Annotated in this window: 13 protein-coding genes, 1 pseudogene and 1 riboswitch; of the genes and pseudogenes, 4 read left to right on the top strand and 10 right to left on the bottom strand. The window is 71.5% G+C overall.

Going from position 1 to position 18,695, the window contains the following annotated elements; all coding sequences use genetic code 11:
* Positions 1-32: 32 nt before the first annotated feature.
* Positions 33-377, top strand: a complete 345-nt coding sequence (locus ACTWNK_RS27425) for an RNA polymerase-binding protein RbpA (RefSeq protein ID WP_189140373.1) — start codon at positions 33-35, stop codon at positions 375-377.
* Positions 378-724: 347 nt separating this feature from the next.
* Here ACTWNK_RS27425 and ACTWNK_RS27420 read toward each other — a convergent pair whose 3' ends face one another.
* The 4 genes from ACTWNK_RS27420 to ACTWNK_RS27405 form a co-directional block, all read right to left on the bottom strand.
* On the bottom strand, positions 725-1,627 hold the full coding sequence (locus tag ACTWNK_RS27420) for a CHAP domain-containing protein (protein WP_474307423.1): 903 nt from the start codon (positions 1,625-1,627) through the stop codon (positions 725-727).
* A 226-nt stretch (positions 1,628-1,853) separates the two neighbouring features.
* Positions 1,854-1,991: riboswitch (cyclic di-AMP (ydaO/yuaA leader) on the bottom strand.
* 82 nt (positions 1,992-2,073) lie between these two features.
* On the bottom strand, positions 2,074-2,739 hold the full coding sequence (locus tag ACTWNK_RS27415; protein ID WP_474307422.1) for a glycoside hydrolase family 25 protein: 666 nt from the start codon (positions 2,737-2,739) through the stop codon (positions 2,074-2,076).
* 125 nt (positions 2,740-2,864) lie between these two features.
* Positions 2,865-4,472 (bottom strand): amidohydrolase, encoded by a 1,608-nt coding sequence (locus ACTWNK_RS27410; RefSeq protein ID WP_474307421.1) that lies wholly within the window; start codon positions 4,470-4,472, stop codon positions 2,865-2,867.
* A gap of 11 nt (positions 4,473-4,483) precedes the next feature.
* Positions 4,484-5,884, bottom strand: coding sequence for an NAD(P)/FAD-dependent oxidoreductase (locus tag ACTWNK_RS27405; protein ID WP_474307420.1), 1,401 nt, complete (start codon positions 5,882-5,884; stop codon positions 4,484-4,486).
* Between the two features lie 147 nt (positions 5,885-6,031).
* Here ACTWNK_RS27405 and ACTWNK_RS27400 point away from each other — a divergent pair, with 147 nt between their 5' ends.
* On the top strand, positions 6,032-7,054 hold the full coding sequence (locus ACTWNK_RS27400; RefSeq protein ID WP_474307419.1) for an N-acetyltransferase family protein: 1,023 nt from the start codon (positions 6,032-6,034) through the stop codon (positions 7,052-7,054).
* A gap of 176 nt (positions 7,055-7,230) precedes the next feature.
* On the opposite strand, the pseudogene ACTWNK_RS27395 reads toward ACTWNK_RS27400, so the two are convergent.
* Positions 7,231-7,650: pseudogene (locus ACTWNK_RS27395) on the bottom strand (Clp protease N-terminal domain-containing protein); the annotation flags it as partial.
* 86 nt (positions 7,651-7,736) lie between these two features.
* Here ACTWNK_RS27395 and ACTWNK_RS27390 point away from each other — a divergent pair.
* Positions 7,737-8,462: a hypothetical protein gene (locus ACTWNK_RS27390; RefSeq protein WP_474307418.1), complete on the top strand. Its 726-nt coding sequence runs from the start codon at positions 7,737-7,739 to the stop codon at positions 8,460-8,462.
* A gap of 7 nt (positions 8,463-8,469) precedes the next feature.
* Here ACTWNK_RS27390 and ACTWNK_RS27385 read toward each other — a convergent pair whose 3' ends face one another.
* Complete coding sequence (locus ACTWNK_RS27385) at positions 8,470-9,231, bottom strand: class I SAM-dependent methyltransferase (RefSeq protein WP_474307417.1); 762 nt, start codon at positions 9,229-9,231, stop codon at positions 8,470-8,472.
* A 97-nt stretch (positions 9,232-9,328) separates the two neighbouring features.
* Here ACTWNK_RS27385 and add point away from each other — a divergent pair, with 97 nt between their 5' ends.
* Positions 9,329-10,336: an adenosine deaminase gene (add, locus tag ACTWNK_RS27380; RefSeq protein WP_474307416.1), complete on the top strand. Its 1,008-nt coding sequence runs from the start codon at positions 9,329-9,331 to the stop codon at positions 10,334-10,336.
* Here the strand turns inward: add and ACTWNK_RS27375 are convergent.
* From ACTWNK_RS27375 to zwf, 4 genes are all read right to left on the bottom strand, one after another.
* Entirely contained in the window at positions 10,328-15,217 is a 4,890-nt protein-coding gene (locus ACTWNK_RS27375) for a pentapeptide repeat-containing protein (RefSeq protein WP_474307415.1), read from the bottom strand. The two genes, add and ACTWNK_RS27375, sit on opposite strands and share 9 nt — an antisense overlap.
* A 105-nt stretch (positions 15,218-15,322) precedes the next feature.
* Complete coding sequence (gene pgl, locus ACTWNK_RS27370) at positions 15,323-16,102, bottom strand: 6-phosphogluconolactonase (protein WP_474307414.1); 780 nt, start codon at positions 16,100-16,102, stop codon at positions 15,323-15,325.
* Between the two features lie 108 nt (positions 16,103-16,210).
* Complete coding sequence (locus tag ACTWNK_RS27365; RefSeq protein WP_474310998.1) at positions 16,211-17,113, bottom strand: glucose-6-phosphate dehydrogenase assembly protein OpcA; 903 nt, start codon at positions 17,111-17,113, stop codon at positions 16,211-16,213.
* Positions 17,114-17,121: 8 nt separating this feature from the next.
* A complete protein-coding gene (gene zwf, locus ACTWNK_RS27360) occupies positions 17,122-18,651 on the bottom strand; it encodes a glucose-6-phosphate dehydrogenase (protein WP_474310996.1) in 1,530 nt (509 codons plus the stop codon).
* Between the last annotated feature and the right edge of the window lie 44 nt (positions 18,652-18,695).

The following is an 18,695-nucleotide window of genomic DNA, read 5'->3' as shown; positions in this document are numbered from 1 at the left end:
CCCCGCGGGGCGATCGAGCGAGGAGTTCATCCGTGGGTAGTGGCAACGCGATCCGTGGCAGCCGAGTCGGCGCCGGGCCGATGGGTGAGGCAGAGCGCGGCGAGGCGGCCCCGCGAGTGCGGGTCTCGTTCTGGTGCGCGAACATGCACGAGACCAGGCCCAGCTTCGCCAGCGACGCGGCCGTCCCCGAGCTGTGGGACTGCCCCCGCTGCGGTCTCCCCGCAGGCCAGGACGAGGCGGCCCCCCCGGCCCCTCCCCGCAACGAGCCGTACAAGACGCACCTCGCCTATGTGAAGGAGCGTCGCAGCGACAAGGACGGCAAGGCCATCCTGGAGGAAGCCCTGGAGCGCCTGCGCAACAACAAGTCGCCCTGGTGACCGTGGGAGCGCTGTCTTTCTGAGCGCATATGCGAAGGCCCCCGCAGGACATCCTGCGGGGGCCTTCGCACGCCCACCCCAACCCACGCCCACCTGTTACGGCAAGCCACCCCCAGCACCACCGCCCGACGCGGGCAACCGCCCGCAGGGGGGCGGTACCCGGGAGCGCGGCCATCCACCGATACGCGGCGCCGCAGTGTGAGGCCCGAGCCTCCCGGGCAGGGCGAGGCGACCGGGAGCCACCCGCACACCTCCGTGCGACCCGCACCCCCTCGTGCGACCCGCACACCCTCGGACAGCCCGCACACCCCCGTACGACACGCGCACGGGGGTGACGGACACGTCGGTCAGGCCAGGGCCACCCGGTGATGGCGACCACGGGGAGCCGGACGCAGGGACCTGACCGCCCTGGTGACGCCCCGGCGGCCGAGCGCCAGCAGGGCGACGGTCAGCAGCACGGGGGCGATGGCGCCCGCCGAGCCCAGATCGGTCACGGGACTGAGGTTCTGGGCCATCGCGGTCAGGGCGATGCCCTCGCCCCCCGAGGGCGGAGTACTCCCACCTCCGGGCGCAAGCACGGCCGACGCCGAGTCGCGCCCCGCAGGGGAAGCGGTCGGAGCATGCCCGGGGGAGGCCTCGCTAGTGGGGGCGGGGGAAGCCCCTGAGGCCTCGGCAGCAGGCGCAGGGGAAGCGGTCGTAGCAGGCGCGGAGGCCTCGGTAGTGGGCGCGGGAGAGGACCCGGAGGTGTCGCCGGTGGGGGGCGCCGCCTCGCGGAGGGCCTTGCCGCCCTCGGTGCGGTCGGGGTAGCCGTAGCCGACGACCTTGCTCTGGTCGCGCTCCTTTCGTTTGGCGAAGCGGGCGTCGACATTGCCCTCGATGGTCTTGATGCGTTTGCCCTCGACCTTGGTGACGATGCCGACGTGGTCGATGCCGCTGAGGGACTTGCCGCCCGACCAGTCGTAGAAGACCAGTGCGCCGGGTTCGGGCTCCTTGCCCCAGGCGTCCTGCTTCTTGAACCAGGCCGCATGGGCGGGGGTGTAGGCGAACTGGCCGTACGCCTCCTCCAGGCCGGTCTGCTTGGCGCCCCATGCGAGGAACATGTCGCACCAGGCGGCGTCGGAGAAGTCGTAGCTGTCGTCGACGTTCTTGGCGTACCAGTCGCCGAACTTGGTGTAGCCGCCGGCCTTCTCGACATATCCCACCTGGGTGTCGAGGACCTTGATCATTTTCTGGATGTCTTCAGTGTTCATACCTGGAATGGGGGTTGGGGACACGTCGGAGACGATCCGCGGGGAAGGGTGCGGTCGTCACAGGTGTGGCGCCCATCGGCGCGCACATGGGGGACACGGGGCCCGGGGAAAGGGGCCCGGCGTGCGGCGGCTACGCGGTGGCAGGCGCGGACGGACCGTGGGGTCCGTCGGGGATGACGTGTCTTGGCCAGGTTCGAGGCATGACGAGGTGGAAGCGCACGTGTGCTCCTTCTCCTATGCCGCCTACCGGGTTAGCTGACGGGTTCGGGCGTAGGAGTGCCCTACCGCTGACCTGCAGCGGATTCACCCCGGGAACGATGTGGGTCCCCGGCTCCCCATGACGGGGACTCGGCGGTTCGGCCGGTCATCGGCCGATAACGGGGGACTCTAGTGTTGGTAACGAGTCGGTGGCAATCGGGAAAGGGTAAATAAAGTCCGGGTAAGCCCTAGCCCTGATATCCCAGCTCACGCAGCTGCTCGACCGTGAGGCGCGAGACGTTGGCGTCGGTGGGCGGGTCGTCGGAGTACTGGTGGATGACCCACTGCTTCCAGTCGGCGGGCGGGGTGACCGTGCCCTTGGCGCGTGAGTAGTGCGCCACCCAGAGCGGGTAGCCGGACAGGCCGTCGCCGTGGGTGTCGGCGAAGGACCAGCTGCTGTAGAAGAGCGGCTTGACACCGGTCCTGGCCTCGACACGGGCCAGCCAGCGCTTGGCCCAGGTGGTGACCTGCTCGCGCGAACGGCCGTCGGTGGTCTCCAGGTCGAGGGCGAGCAGGTCGCCTTCGGCCAGGCCGCGCGAGCCGACGACCGTCAGGAAGTGGTCGGCCTCGGCGACGGGGTCGTTGCCCGGATGGCCGTAGTGGTAGGCACCCCTGACGATGCCCTTGGCCGCCATGGCCTTCCAGTGCGAGGTGAAGGACGGGTCGGTGCGCCCGGTGCCTTCGGTGGCCTTGGCGATGCCGAACTCCGCCTTGCTCGCCGCCCAGTCGTGGTCGGCGGCCCAGCGCGAGACGTCCTCGCCGTACACGAGGGTGTCGGTGTGGCCGGGTGCGGCGAAGGCGAGCGAGGCGGTCAGCGCCGCGAGGGCGAGCGCCGGGACGGTGCGGACTCTCATGGAGGAACTCCCTGGTCGTGATGGGTGTTCCTTCCACCATCCGGGGCGCGGGTCCGCTGCGCGTCACCCAATCGGCGGGGCCCGGTGTCAACCGATCGATGCCGGGCCCCGCCGTACGGGTGAGCTCATCCGCCGTGGACGAGGTCGCCGTCCACGAAGGTCGCCCTCGCCTTGGCCGTCCATATCTCGGCGGCGGGCAGGGCGAACAGGTCGCGGTCGAGGACGACCAGGTCGGCGGGCCGCCCGGCCTCGATGACCCCGGCGGGCGAACGGTTGATCCACGCCGACCCCGCCGTGTACGCGTTGAGCGCCGTGGCCAGTGACAGCGCCTGGCCGGGCAGGAACGGCTGCAGCGCGGTGGGGTAGGACACGTGGACCGACGAGCCGGGCTCGGTGCGGTTGACCGCGACGTGCATGCCCTGGATCGGATCGGCGTTGGACACCGGCCAGTCGCTGCCCGCGCAGAACCTGGTGCCGCGGGCGAGCAGATCGGCGAAAGGGTACTGCCAGGCCGAGCGCTCCTCGCCGAGGAACGGGATGGTCAGCTCGTCCATCTGGGCGTGGTGGGTGGCCCACAGCGGCTGCAGGTTGGCCGTGACGCCGAGCGCGGCGAAACGCGGCACGTCGCTCGGCTCGACGATCTGCAGATGCGCGATGTGGTGCCTGTTGTCCGGCGAGGTGCCTTCCAGGGAGTCGAGCGCCTCGCGCACGGCGCGTTCGCCGATCGCGTGGAAGTGCACCTGGAAGCCGTGCCGGTCGAGCTCGGCGACGTAGCCGTTGAGCAGCGACGGCTGGATGTAGGACAGGCCGGTGCCGCCGCAGCGGCAGTAGGGCTCGATGACGGCCGCGGTGAAGTTCTCCGCGATGCCGTCCTGCATGATCTTCACCGAACCGGCGCTGAAGCGGTCGAGCCCTTCGGCCGACGCCCGCCTGGCCAGCAGGTCCTCGATCTGCTCGGCGCCGCGGGTGCGGTCCCACCACAGGGCGCCGACCACGCGGGCCCTGAGCCGCCCTGAGGCCGCCGCCGACAGATAGGTGGGCAGCTGGTCGTCGGAGCCGGCGTAGGAGCCGACGATGGCGTCCTGCCAGCCGGTGATGCCCAGCGAGAACAGATGGGCCTGGGCGTCGAGCAGGGCGGCGTCCAGGTCGGCGGCGCTCGGGCGCGGGGTCAGCAGGCCGACCAGGTCCATCGCGCCCTCGTGCAGCACGCCGGAGGGCGAGCCGTCGGCGTCGCGCTCGATGCGGCCGTCGGCGGGGTCGGGCGTGTCGCGGGTGATGCCGGCCAGCTCCAGCGCCCTGGTGTTGACCCAGGCGGCGTGGTGGTCGCGCTGGATGAGGTAGACGGGCCGGTCGAGGAAGTCCAGCTGCGAGCGGTGCGGGAGCCCGCCGGGGAAGGCCGACATGTCCCAGCCGCCGCCGTCGATCCACTCCCTGCCCGGATGGGCGCCGGCGTAGGCGCTCACCTTGGCGAGGTAGGGGTCGAGTCCGTAGACCTCCGAAAGGTCGCACTTGGCGCGTTCGAGCCCGGCCTGCACGGGGTGGATGTGGGCGTCGGTGACGCCGGGGATGAGCAGGCCGCCGTCGAGGTCGACGCTGTCGTGCGGGCCCGCCTGCGCGGCCAGGTCGCGTTCGGCGCCGACGGCGGCGATGACACCGTCGCGGACCAGGACGGCCTCGGCGAAGTGCTCGGCCGAGCCGACGAAGACGCGTCCGCCGCGAAACAGGGTGGTCACAGTCAGACTCCTCAGTGTCCGGTGATGAGATCGGCGAAGCGGGCCAGGACCGAGGTGCGCTCCATCGTGGCCTCGCGCGCGTCGGCCTGGCGGTAGAGGCGGTACATCGAGTGCACGCCGAGCCAGCGCAACGGCTCGGGCTCCCAGGCCCGCACGTCGCGCCCGACCCACGGCAGCGACGTGAGCTCGGTGCTCTCGCCGAGCACGAGGTCGCGCAGCGTGCGCCCGGCCAGGTTGGTCGTGGTGACGCCGTGCCCGGTGTACCCGCCGGCCCAGCCGATGCCGCTGGCCCGGTCGACGTGCACGGTCGAGCACCAGTCGCGCGGCACGCCGAGCACCCCCGACCAGGCGTGGGCCACGGCCGAGGTGCGAGCGGCCGGGAAGAAGTCGACCAGCAGCCGCCACAGCGCCTCGACCGTCCAGTCGTGGGTGTGGCCGCGCGCGTCGACCCGCGAGCCGTACAGGTACGGCCTGCCCCTGCCGCCGAAGGCGACGCGGCCGTCGGCGGTGCGCTGGGCGTACATGTAGTAGTGGGCCAGGTCGCCCAGCAGTTCGGCGCCGTCCCAGCCGACCTCCTGCCAGAACGCCTCGGGCAGCGGCTCGGTGACGATCATCGAGCTGTTCATCGGCAGCCACTGCCTGCGCAGGCCCTTGAGCTCGGAGGTGAAGCCCTCGGTCGCCCTGATGACGTAGTCGGCGCTGACGGTGCCGGTGGCGGTGACCGCGCGGTGCGGTGCGATCTCGGTGACCGCGGTGCGCTCGTAGATCGGCACACCCAGCTCGCGTACGGCACGGGCCAGGCCTTGGGCGAGTTTGGCCGGTTGGATGCGGGCGCAGTGCGGGCTCCAGGTGGCGGCGCGCGCGCCTTCGACGCGGAGCCGGTCCCAGCGTTCGGCCGGTTCCAGCAGGCGCAGGTCGGCCTCGGTCAGGCCCCACGCCTCGGCCTCGGCCACGGTGGCGCGCAGCCTGCTCTCCTGCGCGCTGTTGCGGGCGAACTGCAGCACGCCGCCCTTGACGATGTCGGCGTCGATGCCTTCGGCCGCGCACACGGCGATGACCTCGTCGATCGAGTCGAACATCTCGCGCTGCAGGCGCTGGACGGCGGCCCGGCCGTGCTCCTTGGCGTAGAGCTCGTGCGATCCCGCCATGTCGCCGGTGAGCCAGCCGCCGTTGCGTCCCGAGGCGCCGAACCCGGCGAACTCCTTCTCCAGGATCACCACCGACAGGCTCGGCCTGGCCTTCTTGAGGTAGTAGGCGGTCCACAGTCCGGTGTATCCGGCGCCGACGATCACCACGTCGGCCCGCAGGTCGCCTGGCAGCGGCTCGCCTGGCACGGGAACTCCGATCGAGCGATACCAGAAGGAGACATCCCCGTTGACGAAATCCCCAGCCAGGGGAACACGCGCGTTCATAGCCCCATATCCTGCTATATCCGTTTAAGGCGTCGCATCGGGCAACGGATTTCGTAATCCGATAGATGAAACGCCAGGCTCACCCATGCGTAGCAACGCCGTAACAGACCTCCAGCATTCTGGCAGGCGACGGAGGGGAGAGACACCATGGGATTCCTGCGCATCCGCACCACCGTGGACGAACGACCGGGCCGCCTGGCCTCACTGGCGGCGGCCCTGGCGGCCAAGGGCGGCAACATTCTCGGGCTGAGCGTCCAGCCCGACACCGACGGCACCGTCGACGAGTTCGTCGCCGACATCCCCGCCAGCCCCGAGGCCGTGCGCGCGGCGCTTGAGGAGGCGGGCGGGCGCAGGGTCCAGGTGGTCGCGGCCACCGCGCACGAGCTCACCGACGAGCCCACCAGGGCCCTGCTGCTGGCCTCCAGGCTGCGGGCCGCGCCGTGGCGGCTGCCCGAGCTGCTGGCGGCCCTGCTGCGCGCCGACGACGCCCGGTGGGTCTACGGTGAGGCCATGCACGATCTTCCGGACCCCACCCTGCTCACCGTGCCGGTCGCGCCGAAGCGTGCCGTACGGCTGCGGCGGGCCGGTCTGCCGTTCACGCTGACCGAGGCCGCGCGTGCCGCCTCGTTCGTCCGGCTGGCCCAGCCTCCGGCCGAGGCCAGGACGGGCGAGCTCACCGTGCGGCTGTCGGACGGGGCCGAGGTCACCGTGCGCCCGCTGACCGCCCTCTACCGCGAGGCCGTGCGCGATCTGCACGACAGGTGCTCGCCCGACGCGCGCAGGTTCCGCTACTTCACCTCGATGCCGTCGCTGCCGCCCCGGGTCTTCGATCGGCTGTGCGACCGGAGCAGGGGGCTGTCGTTCGTGGCCGGGCACGACGGACAGGTGGTGGGGCTGGCCAGTCTGATGTTCACCGCCGACCCCGGCAGCGCCGAGATGGCCTTCCTCGTGGAGGACCGCTGGCAGGGGCTCGGGCTCGGCGCCGAGCTGGCCAGGATGGTGGTGCGGGAGGCGCGCGACCTCGGGTTCGCCGAGGTGCGCGCGACGCTGCTGTCGGACAACACGCGCATGCGCAGGCTGATGGTGTCGCTCGGCGCGACGCTCGGGTACACCGACGATCCCGGTGTGGTCGAGGCCAGGCTGGCGGTCGGGGTGCCCGCCGTACGGTGAGGGGGCTAGGTCTGCTCGGGTGGGTTCTGGATGGCGTCGAGCCTGGCTTCCAGGCGGTGCATTCCGGCCTGGAGGCGTTCGATGGCGAGCCTGATGTCGGCCAGCTGGTCGGCGAGTGAGGCTCCGGGTGCGAGGAACATCTCGCTCGCCCGTTCGCGTGCGCCCCTGGTGACCCGCTCGGCCACGCGGCGCCTGGCGTCCTCCAGGCTGACCTCCGCGGCGCGCAGGGCCTGGGCCGCGACGCCCTCGCCCTCCCTGAGCAGGCCGAGCAGGATGTGCTCGGTGCCGATGAAGGTGTGCTTGAGCTGCAGCGCCTCGCGCAGCGACAGCTCCAGCACCTTCTTGGCGCGCGGCGTGAACGGGATGTGGTGCGCCTGCGTGCCCGGGCCTTCGCCGATCACGTCGTGCACGAACGTGCGCACGCTCCGGGCATCGACGCCCAGGTCGTGCAGCACCTGCGCCGCCACGCCCTCGTGCTCGCTCAGCAGGCCGAGCAGGACGTGCTCGGTGCCGATGTGGTCGTGGTGGAGTGTCCGCGCCTCTTCCTGGGCGAGGACGACCACCCGCCGGGCGCGGTCGGTGAAGCGCTCGAACACCGGGGCCTCCGTTCGACAGGATGCCTCTACCACTATGCGGCATATTCCGGCGATGCGCTGCACCCGTTTCGGGGTATCCCACCTTCGTGGATCTTGACGAGATCGCCGACCGGTTGTACGGGCTCGCGCCCGCCGCGTTCGTCCAGGCCCGTGACGCCGAGGCCAGGGCGGCCAGGGCGGCGGGCGACAGGGAGCTGGCGGCGGGTGTGGCGGCGCTGCGCCGTCCCACGGTCGCGGCGTGGGCGGTCAACCAGGCCGTGCGCGCCCATCCCGCCGAGCTGGCCGACCTGCTCGCCGTGGGCGAGGAACTGCGTGCCGCCTGGGCCGCCCAGGACGCCGAGGCGTTGAACGCGCTGGGCGCGCGCCGGGCCAAGGCCGTCGCCGCACTCACCGCGTTCGCCCGTGCCGAAGGCGCCCTGGCGGGCGGCGCCGCGACCGAGGCCGAGCAGACCTTCGACGCCGCGGTCGTCGACGCCGACGCCGCCGCCCAGGTCCGGACCGGTCGCCTGGCCAAGCCCCTGGCCTACTCGGGCTTCGCCCCCGTGCCCACCACCACCCCCGCCGTACGGCAGGCGCCCAGGCCCGAGCGCGAGGCCGAGCGCGCCGAGGAGAGCCGCCTGGCGCGGGAGGCGCATGCCGAATGGCGCAGGGAACTGGAGCGAGCCGTGCAGGACTACGAGACACGGGCCGAGAAGGTCGCACGGCTCGAACGCAAACTCGTCAAGGCGCGCGGCAAACTCGCCAAGGCCGAGCAGCGCCTCAGGGTGACCAGGCGGGAGGAGGCCAAGGCCCGGCGCCGGGCGCAGAAGTGAGGGCCTGCTATCGGATGCCGTGCCCCAGATAGGCGCACACCGGGAACTCCACCACACCGTCGCGCAGGTACGGCCGGACCAGCCTGTCGTAGTGCCCGCGCACCACGGCCCTGGTGTCCTCGTCCAAGGCCCTGATGGCGTTGGACTTGAACCCGTTGCCGGCCACGATGGCCCGCCACCAGTCGTCGGGCTCGACGCGGTGCCGCCAGCGCAGGGTGTCGACGCCCACCCCGGTGAAGCCGTGCCGCCCGGCCAGTGCGGCGAACGCCTCGGGGGCCTCGTAGGCGGTGAACGGGCGCACGGGCGGCCGGTAGGCGACTCCCGCCGCGTCGAGGGCGTCGCCGAAGACGGAGGCGGCGCTGATCTCGTCGAGCTTCCACCAGCTCAGCGCCAGGCCGCCGCCCGGCCGCAGCACGCGGTGCAGTGCGGCGAGCGTCGCGGGCGGGTCAGGGACGTGGTTGACGACGAAGTTGCCCGCCACCGCGTCGAACGACTCGTCGGGGAAGGGCAGCTCGGGCAGTGCGGCCTGTCGTACCTCGGCGTAGGGGTGGCGGCGTGCGGTCAGCTCCAGCATGTCGAGGTCGGCGTCGACGGCGGTGACCCGCGCGCCGAGTGCGAGCGCGGCCGACGTCACCACGCCGGTGCCGCAGCCGACGTCCAGCAGGAGCGGCGAGCCCGACGTGCGGACCAGGCGCAGCAGGGGGCCAACGGCGTGGGAGGTGAGCCTGGCGAATCCTCGTTCGAAGGCCTCGGCCGGATTCTCGATCATGCCGAGTAGCCTACGTGCGGAAATCCTTACTTTCTTGTGTGAGATTGATCGGCTTCCTCTGTCCCGGTGACGGCGCAGCCGCCTATCGTCGGGCGGCATGGACGACTTCATCGACGCCCTGCCCAAGGTCGAACTGCATGTTCACCTGGTCGGGTCGGCCTCGCTGCCCACCGTGCTCGAACTGGCCAGGAGGCATCCAGGCAACGGCGTGCCGACGGACGAGGCGCAGCTGCGCGAGTTCTACACCTTCCGCGACTTCCCGCACTTCGCCGAGGTCTACCTGGCGGTCAACTCGCTGGTCCGTGAGCCCGAGGACATCGCGACCCTGGTCACCGGCCTGGCCCGCGACCTCGCCGCCCAGCGCACGCGCTATGTCGAACTGCAGGTCACGCCGTACTCCCATTGGCTGGTCGGCCTGCCGATGACCGCCGTCACCGAGGCGCTCGACCTGGCCGCGCACGTGTCCTACGCCTCCTACGGCGTGCAGATGGCCTACATCTTCGACATCCCCGGCGAGTTCGGAGAGGAGGCCGCCGCCATCACCGTCAAGCACGCCCTGGAGGAACCTCCCTCGGCCTTGGTAGGTTTCGGCATCGGCGGGATCGAGCAGTGCCGTCCCGGCTACCGCGACGCCTACCGGGACGCCTTCACCGCCGCACGCAACGCCGGGCTGCACAGCGTGCCGCACGGCGGTGAGATGAGCGGTCCCGAGACCATCTGGGAGACCATCGAGGGCTACGGCGCCGAACGCATCGGCCACGGCATCCGCTGCCTCGACGACGACCGCCTGGTCGCCTACCTGAAGGAGCGGCAGCTCCCGCTCGACGTCTGCCCGACCTCGAACGTCTGCACCGGCCAGGTCGCCCGGATCGAGGAGCATCCGCTGCCCCGCCTGCTGGAGGCCGGTCTGTTCGTCACGCTCAACTCCGACGACCCGCCCATGTTCGGGACGACGCTGACGGGGGAGTACCGCGCGGCGGCCCGGCATCTCGGTGTGGACCGGGCCGGACTGGCGCAGCTCGCCCGCAACGGGGTGAACGCGTCGTACATGAGCGAGCAGGGCAAGCGCGCGGTCCTGGCCGAGATCGACGCCGTCTCAGCGTAGTTCGGCCAGCGGGGTGTCGTAGGGCACGCGGCGCATCCGCGGCGTGTACGGGTCGAGCTCGCCCGGCTTGTAGGTCACCAGGCCCGCCGCCCACCAGAAGACGTCGGTCGGATCGCCGCAGAACTTGTAGGTGAGCCCGTCGGCGCTGAAGGCGGCCGAGCCGTCGGGGATGGGCAGGAGCGTGACATAGGAAGGGGCGCCGGCCACCGTCAGGTCCCACAGCCTGATCGTGCCGTCCGATCCGGCGGCGGCCAGGTGCTGACCGCCGGGATGCCAGGCGAGCGAGGCGATCGTGGTCCGGGGGCCGTGAAGGGTGGTGACGAGCTCGGTCCCGGAGGCGTCCCACAGTTGTACGCTGCCGTCCTCCCTGCCGATCGCCAGCCGCGCACCGGAGGGACTCCACGCGGCCGATCTGTTGATCACCTCGGACTCGCCGGTGACTGAGGCCGTTTCGCCCACCTTCCACGTCCAATGCCAAAGCCTGCTGTATCCGACGCACGTGAGGAAGCGCCCGGAAGGATGCCAGGCCAGGGCGGTGAGTGCGACATCGGAGAACTCGCGGGCCGTGACGGGGGCGCTCCCGCGCTCATCCCACAACGTCAGCCCGCCCCTGTGATACGCGGCGGCGAGCAGCGCCTTGTCGGGATGCCAGGCCATCTGCGACACCTGCGCGGGCCCGGATCTCAAGCCCAGATCAAACCCCAGCATGAGGCCGCCCTGAAAGTCCGCCACGGCCAGCAGCCGCCGTCGAGGATGCCAGGCGAGCGAGGCGACGTGGGAGCTCCCGAACGGGATGGTCTGGCTCACGGTGGTAGTACCGAGGTTCCAGATGTCGATCTTGGAACTCTCCGCGACCGCCAGGAGGCCGCCGTGGCGTTGCAGGGCCATCGCGCGGCGCGTGACGAAGGGGGCGTGGAGCTGGATGGCGACACCCGCGCCCAGACTCCACTGCAGGACGCCGTGATCGGGGTGCGCACTGACCAGTTCGCCTTCGGCCGTCCAGGACAGGGCTGCGGCCTCCGACGCTTTGGGAGGTGACGCGCCGGGCACGCGGGAGCCGTCGGCATCCCACACGAGGATCCCGTCGTGGACGATTCCCGCCACCCTGGAGCCGTCGGGGCTCCACCGCAGTTCCCGCAGCACGGGGTGCTCGCTGTCGGCCGAGGCGACGAGCCTGCCGGTGTCCAGTTCGTGGATCTCCAGTGTCCCGCCCACGGAACTGGCCAGTAGCGTTCTTCCTCCGGGGTCGGTGGCCAGGGTCGAGCCGATCCCTGCGGTAAAGGTGCCGACCAGCTCCCCGCTGTCGGGATCCACGAGCAGCCCCGACGTGTCGCTGTGCCGGGCCAGCAGCAGGCGTTCCACCGGGTGCCAGGCGAGGCTGTAGATCGGGCGATAGCCGAGATCGGACGTCGTCTCCCGACCACTGTCCAGGTTCCACAGCCGCAGGGAGCCGTCACTCGTGAGGGCGGCGAGTTCGCGCCCCTCGGGATGCCAGGCCGCGCTGAAGCCGTACATGAGGTCCGCGGGCAGGGAGGCGACCACTTCGCCCGTGACGCTCAGCACGGTGACGCCCCAGCTGTCGATCTCGGCGAGGAGAGTGCGTTGGGGGCTCCACACCACCGACCCGAGCGTGTTCAGCCTTCTGCCCTGGTCTGCTGGAGTGCTGTGGTAGTCGCCGGTCGCAGGTGTCCAGCGCTGGATCGCGCTGTCGGTCAGCATCAGCAGGTGCTCGCCGTCGGCGGTCCAGGCGTAGGACCTGACGGGCTCGTTGTCCTGCGCGCACACCCGGCGGACCGGCATGCCGTTCGCGTCCCAGATCTGGAGCTGGTGTCCGGCCCTGGTGACGATCAGGGTGCCGCTCGGGTGCCAGACCAGGCCCGCGTCCCGGCCACTCTCAGCGGAGAACTGCAGATCGGGCGGCGGGCTGGGCCGTGTGTCCCCCTGCATGCCGGCTGTCGCCGTCAGCCACCACTTGGCGCCCTCGGTCCGGGCCCCGCGCAGGTCGGCTCCGATCAGCCTGGCTCCCGACAGGTCGGCGTCGCGCAGGTCGGCGTCGGCGAGCACGGTGTGCCTGCCTTCGGCCGTGGGGACCAGCGAGGCGCCACGCAGGTCGGCGCCCGACAGGTCGGCCCCGGTGAGGTCGGCCCCGGAGAGCGTCGCATGGCGCAGGTCGGCGCCCGCCAGGTTCGCGCCCTGGTGGTCGCCGTCCGCGAGCGCGACCGAACCGCGCAGGTCGGCGCCGGGCAGGGAGAGCGGCGGCGCGGGGGGTGCGGGGGCCTCCACCGGAGGCTGGGGCAGCCGCTCCCGCAGGAGCAGGGCGTTGCCCGCGGCCACGTGCGACGCGTCGCCCGCCGACAACGTGCGGTCGGCCCATTCCCGGACGAGGTCCGGCCCGGCCAGACCGGTCAGGAAGTCGGCCATCAGCTCCGACAGCGCCCTGGAGCGCAACCCCGCCGGGTCGGCCTCACCGGCCCGCAGCCTGATCGCGATCTGATCGGCGACCAGCCATTCCATCACCGACCCGTGCACGAAGGAGAACCTGCTGTGCTCCCCGCGTACCAGCAGCGTGCCCGAGCCGATCATGTGAACGGCCTCGTCGGGTTCGAGCTGCCTGTCGGCCAGGTCGGACAGCGCCTGCGAGATCATGCTGAGGTCGTCCACACCCGCGGTGCGCTCGCCGGTCTCCCACATGCGCAGCGCCAGCCGCGACACCGCGTCGAAGCGCTCCTGCCTGGTCAGCGGAGGCGCTCCGCCCGGCGCCAGCGACCTTTCGTACTCGTGGATCAGCCATTGCTCCAGCAGTTCGCGGTAGAGATCGGCCGCGGTGATGACGCCTCGCCGCTCCTGGATCGACAGCAGGCGTTCGGGGGAGAGCCTGGCGATGAAGTCGAGCATGCGCGGGTTGTGGGACAGGCCCAGCAGGTCGCGTACGTGTTCGAGCAGCTCGTAGCGCTCACGCGCCGGGGCCTCGCCGCCGAGCCGCTGCGTCAGGTAGGCCAGGATCTGGCCGTCGTCGAAGTCGAGCAGTTTGACCAGCCGCCGCCCATGCACCCCGCCCAGCTTCAGCGCCAGCGACGTCTCCACCTCCTGATCGGTCAGGAAGTGCTGCGTACGGCTGGACAGCACGATCTTCGCCTTGTCCTGCGCGGCCCCGATGATGGTCGCGAGATGCTTCACGGCCTCCGGGTACGTCACCCGTACGGCCAGCTCGTCGAACCCGTCGAACAGCAGCAGCACGTGCCCGCCCTTGATCAGGCCCTGGAGGGTGCGCAGATCGATGACCTCCTCGCCGCCGAGGGTCAGATGGGCGGCCAGCATCTGCTCCAGGCTGTGCGACTTGTCCAGGTGGCGCAGCTCGATCAGCACGGGGATGAGCGGCGGCTCCTGCCGGGTGTGCACCAGCTTGGCCAGCTCGCGCAGCAGGAACGTCTTGCCGTGCCCGAACTCGCCGAGCACGACGACGAAGCGCCCGTCGGCGTCGCCCGCCCACATGCGCAGCTGGTCCAGCAGCCCGGTCCTGACGGTTCCGGCCGAGGTGGCCTGGCCGAGCACGCTGAAGCGCTGCTCGACATAGAGCCGGGAGGGGTAGACGGGGTCGGCGGCCAGGCGTTCGGCCTGGCGGCTCGCGTAGGGGCGCAGGTCGTAGAAGCCCTGGAACTCCAGCAGGCTCTGCAGCTTGACGCCCTTCGCGCGGGCGTGCTCACGCAGGTCGTCGGGTGCGGGGGCGCCGTCGTAGACGAGATAGGAGGCCGTGGCCAGGCCGCCGGCACGGTAGCTCTCGTGCACCTCCTCGGTGAAGGCGCGCAGCACGTCCTCGGTGGGGGTGCCCGCGTGCACGCCCACCGGGTACACCGAGACCCACGACTCGCTGGCCGCGGTGACGCGCAGGTACGCAAGCCCCTTGACGTGGCGCTGGGGCTCGACCCTCGCGCCCTTTTCGCGTTCCTCGCAGATGCGCCAGACACGCGAGAGCAGGTCGTCGGGCGGGGGCAGGCGCGCGTCCAGGTCGCCGGTGATGATGACGCCGGTGTTGTCCCCGCCGACGACGACCGCGCGTTCCCCGGTCGCGGGCGTGCCGAACAGCGCGGGCGCGTCCGCCGGGCGGCTCGGCAGGGCGGGGGCCGGTGCCGTGGTCCAGCGCTCTCCCTGGGCCGGGCGCCTGCAGACCGACTCGAACCCCGACGGCGAGACGCGCACGAGCCGGTAGCCGCCCGACGACTGCGCGGGACCGTTCAGCACCAGGTCGAGCACGGGTGTGGCTGGATAGCCGTGCACGGCGCCGAGCTTGAGCCAGCCGTCCCTGCGATAGCTCCACAGCCGGTCGGCGAACCACCGCGTCTGCCGCTCGCCCAGCTGGTGGCGGCCCGTCTGCCCGCCCAGATGGCTGACCGCCTCGGTGGAGTTCATCGCCGCCACCACCGTGCGCAGCTCGGGCACCACCAGCATCGACCAGTACTCGTCGGGCAGGAAACGAGGAGCGTCCGCGAGCCCCTGGTAGAACTCCTCAAGCATCTCAGCGTAGGGCCGCCACTTGGGATAGTACGGCGGGACCGGCCCCTGCTCCTCGTCCTGCATCTCCAGGAAGTACCCCTGGCACTTGGCCAGGTTGACGTCGCTCTCGCCCGGCGTCATGGCCACCCGGCCCGGCCCGAGGCCGAGCTCCGCGCCCAGCCGCCTCAGCCACTCCCGCGCCTGGGCGAACTGCGAGGGCTTGGCCCCATGGGTGAGAGCGCCCGCCACCACCATGAGATCGGGACGCATGGGCGGCCCCGCGGCGAGGTCGGCCAGGAGGGCGGTGGCCAGCTTGGGCGGCGTCGCCACCCCCTCCGCGCCGAACCGGGGGCCCTCCAGATGCAACACGGTGATGGAACGCTCCGTCATCGCCTCTCCTCGCCAGAAGCGCGCATATGACGGACATCTTAAGGACGCGCCCCGTTTCGCGCCCTCACTTCGCGATCACGAACACCTCCCCGCCGGGGGAGACGCTCAGGGAGAGGCGATGCGCCCGAGCCCGGCCGGGATCTTCGACGCCGCCGCCCGGTCCAGCAGGAACAGCGTCGCCTGCCTGCCCCTCGCCCCGGCGGCGGGCACCTGGACCGGCCCGGAGTCCGACGCCAGCGCCAGCCGTACCGCTCCGGCCTTCTCCTGTCCGGCCGCCACCACCCAGACCTCGCGCGAGGCGTGGATGCTCGCCATCGTCAGCGAGACGCGGGTGGGCGGCGGCTTGGGCGAGCCGTGTACGGCGACGGCGGGACGCTCGTCGTAGAGGGCGGGCATGCCGGGAAAGAGCGAGGCGACGTGCGAGTCGGGGCCCATGCCGAGCAGCATGACGTCGAAGGAGGGCACGGGGCCGTGGTCCTCGGGGCGTGCGGCCTTGCGCAGCTCCTCGGTGTAGGCCTCGGCCGACTCCTCGGCGCTCAGGCCGGAGTCGGGGCCGAGCATGACGTGCACCCGGGCGGGATCGAGGTCGACATGGTCGAGCAGGGCGGCGCGGGCGCCGGTCTCGTTGCGTTCGGGGTCGCCCGACGGCAGGAAACGCTCGTCGCCCCACCAGATGTCCAGGTGACGCCAGTCGACGGCGTCGCGTGCCGGGGTGGCGGCGATGGCGGCCAGCGTGGCGATGCCGACCGAGCCGCCGGTCAGCACCAGCGAGGCCGAGCCGCGCGCCGCCTGCACGTCGACGAGCCGGGTGATGATACGGGCGGCGACCGCGTCGGCCAGGACGGCGGCGTCGCGGTGGACGACCACCGTGGGTACTGCGCTCACAGATCTACCTTTCACGCCCGGCCGTTCGGCCCGGGCGCCCCTCGATGACGATGCAGACGCCGGTGGCCCCGCTGCAGCAGCGGGGCCACCGGTCGATCCACGGATTTTTCAGGACTTGTGGCTGCGGGCCAGGCGTTTGACCGCCGACTCGTAGACCTCGTCGGAGTCCAGCCTGCGCAGCTCCTCCGCCAGCAGCTCGGAGGTCACCCGGCGGGCCAGGGCCACATGCCGGTCGGGCTGACCGGGCCTGGCCAGCGAGGCCTGACGCGCGTCGTTGCGGGTCACCGCGATCTCGCCGCCCTCGGCCAGCGTCAGCCTGACACACGTCAGGCCGGGCCCGGCCGAGTCCGACACCTTGACCGGCGCCCCGAGCCGCTCCGACAACCACGCCGCCAGCAGCGGCGCGCTCGCATGACCGGCCACCGCCTCGACGAAGCCCTTCTTGACCTTGCCGACCGGCTGGTCGAAGGCCGCGGCCAGCAGGCTGCGCCACGGGGTCAGCCTGGCCCAGGCCAGATCGGTGTCGCCGGGGTGGTAGCCCTTGGCCCTGGTGACCAGCGCCTTGACCCCGTCGCTCGCCGACTTGGCGTCGGTGATGCGGCGCTGGGCCAGCATGCCGATCGGGTCGTCGGCGGGCACCGCCGGAGCCGTGCCCGGCCACCAGACCACCACGGGGGTGTCGGGCAGCAGCAGCGGGCTGACGACCGAGTCGGCGTGCGAGGTCAGCTCGCCGTACAGGCGCAGCACCACGACCTCGCCCGGGGTCGACTCGCCGATGCGCAGTTCGGCGTCCAGGCGGTTGGCCTCGTCGCTCTCGCGCGGGATCACCACCAGGATGCGCGAAGGATGCTCGCGCGCTGCCTCGGTGGCGGCGCGTACCGAGTCGTACTGGTCGCGTTCGTCGCACACCACGACCAGCGTGAGCACCATCCCTATGGCCGGTGCGCCCATCTTGTGCCGCAGATGGGTGAGCTGGGCCGAGATCTTGCCCGCTGTCGTGCCCGTCAGCATGAACGAGGTCACAGTCGCCTCCACACTCGGCCGTCGCGGGCCATCATCTCGTCGGCCGACGGCGGGCCCCAGGTGCCCGACGGGTAGTCCTCAGGCTGGCCCTGCGTGGCCCAGAACTCCTCGATCGGGTCGAGGATCTTCCACGACAGCTCCACCTCGCGCTGATGCGGGAACAGCGGCGGATCGCCGATCAGCACGTCCAGCAGCAGCCGCTCGTAGGCCTCGGGCGAGGACTCCATGAACGACTCCCCGTAGGCGAAGTCCATCGAGACGTCGCGTACCTCCATCGCGGTGCCCGGCACCTTCGAGCCGAACCGCACCGTGATGCCCTCGTCCGGCTGCACCCGGATGACCAGCGCGTTCTGGCCGAGGATCTCGGTGTCGTCCTTGCTGAAGGGCAGGTGCGGCGCCCGCTGGAACACCACGGCAACCTCGGTGACCCGGCGACCCAGACGCTTGCCCGTGCGCAGGTAGAACGGCACGCCCGCCCAGCGGCGGTTGGCGATCTCCAGCTTGATGGCGGCGTAGGTCTCGGTGATGGAGTCGGCCGGAATGCCCTCCTCCTCCAGATAGCCGACGACCTTCTCGCCGCCCTGCCAGCCCGCGGCGTACTTGCCGCGCGCCGTGCCGAGCTTCAGGTCGGCGGGCAGCTGGACCGCCTTGAGCACCTTCTCCTTCTCCCGGCGCAGCGCGTCGGACTCGAACGTGCTCGGGTCCTCCATCGTGATCAGCGCGAGCAGTTGCAGCAGGTGGTTCTGGATCACGTCACGGGCGGCGCCGATGCCGTCGTAGTACCCGGCCCTGCCGCCGATGCCGATGTCCTCGGCCATCGTGATCTGGACGTGGTCGACATAGTTGCGGTTCCAGATCGGCTCGTAGAGCGTGTTGGCGAACCGCAGCGCCATGACGTTCTGGACGGTCTCCTTGCCCAGGTAGTGGTCGATGCGGAACACCGACGACTCGGGGAAGACCGCGCTGGTGATCGAGTTCAGCTCGTGCGCCGACTCCAGGTCGTGCCCGAACGGCTTCTCGATGACCACCCTGCGCCACGAACCGTCAGGCGCGTTGGCCAGGCCCGTGCGCTTGAGCTGCTCGACGACCGTGGGGAAGAACTTCGGCGGCACCGACAGGTAGAAGGCGTAGTTGCCGCCCGTGCCCCGGCTCTCGTCGATCTCCTTCAGCGCCATCGACAGCGCGTCGAACGCCCCGTCGTCGGTGAACTCGCCAGGCACGAACACGATGCCTTCGGCGAGCTGCTTCCAGACCTCCTCGCGGAACGGCGTGCGCGCGTGCTCCTTGACCGCGTCGTGGGTCAGCGCGGCGAAGTCCTGGTTGGCCCAGTCACGCCTGGCGAACCCGACGAGCGAGAAACCGGGCGGCAGCAGCCCCCTGTTGCCCAGGTCGTAGATCGCGGGCAGCAGCTTGCGCTTGGCCAGGTCGCCGGTCACGCCGAACAGCACCAGCACACACGGCCCCGCCACCCTGGGCAGCCGCTTGTCACGCGGGTCGCGCAGCGGGTTGTTGGCCGCCGCCTCCAGCGTGGTGGCCGTGCTCGCGGCGGCGAAGGCGGCGGTCAGCGCCT

This window comes from Nonomuraea sp. IBHARD001, assembly GCF_056106265.1.
Note: the sequence above shows the minus strand (reverse complement) of the source record. Positions and strands in the feature narration are given on the sequence as shown.

Bases quoted from the DNA above. Each gene is read 5' to 3' on its own strand.
- ACTWNK_RS27420 (WP_474307423.1), bottom strand. From the start codon at position 1,627: ATGAACACTGAAGACATCCAGAAAATGATCAAGGTCCTCGACACCCAG.
- ACTWNK_RS27415 (WP_474307422.1), bottom strand. From the start codon at position 2,739: ATGAGAGTCCGCACCGTCCCGGCGCTCGCCCTCGCGGCGCTGACCGCC.
- ACTWNK_RS27405 (WP_474307420.1), bottom strand. From the start codon at position 5,884: ATGAACGCGCGTGTTCCCCTGGCTGGGGATTTCGTCAACGGGGATGTC.
- ACTWNK_RS27400 (WP_474307419.1), top strand. From the start codon at position 6,032: ATGGGATTCCTGCGCATCCGCACCACCGTGGACGAACGACCGGGCCGC.
- ACTWNK_RS27385 (WP_474307417.1), bottom strand. From the start codon at position 9,231: ATGATCGAGAATCCGGCCGAGGCCTTCGAACGAGGATTCGCCAGGCTC.
- add (WP_474307416.1), top strand. From the start codon at position 9,329: ATGGACGACTTCATCGACGCCCTGCCCAAGGTCGAACTGCATGTTCAC.
- ACTWNK_RS27375 (WP_474307415.1), bottom strand. From the start codon at position 15,217: ATGACGGAGCGTTCCATCACCGTGTTGCATCTGGAGGGCCCCCGGTTC.
- ACTWNK_RS27365 (WP_474310998.1), bottom strand. From the start codon at position 17,113: ATGCTGACGGGCACGACAGCGGGCAAGATCTCGGCCCAGCTCACCCAT.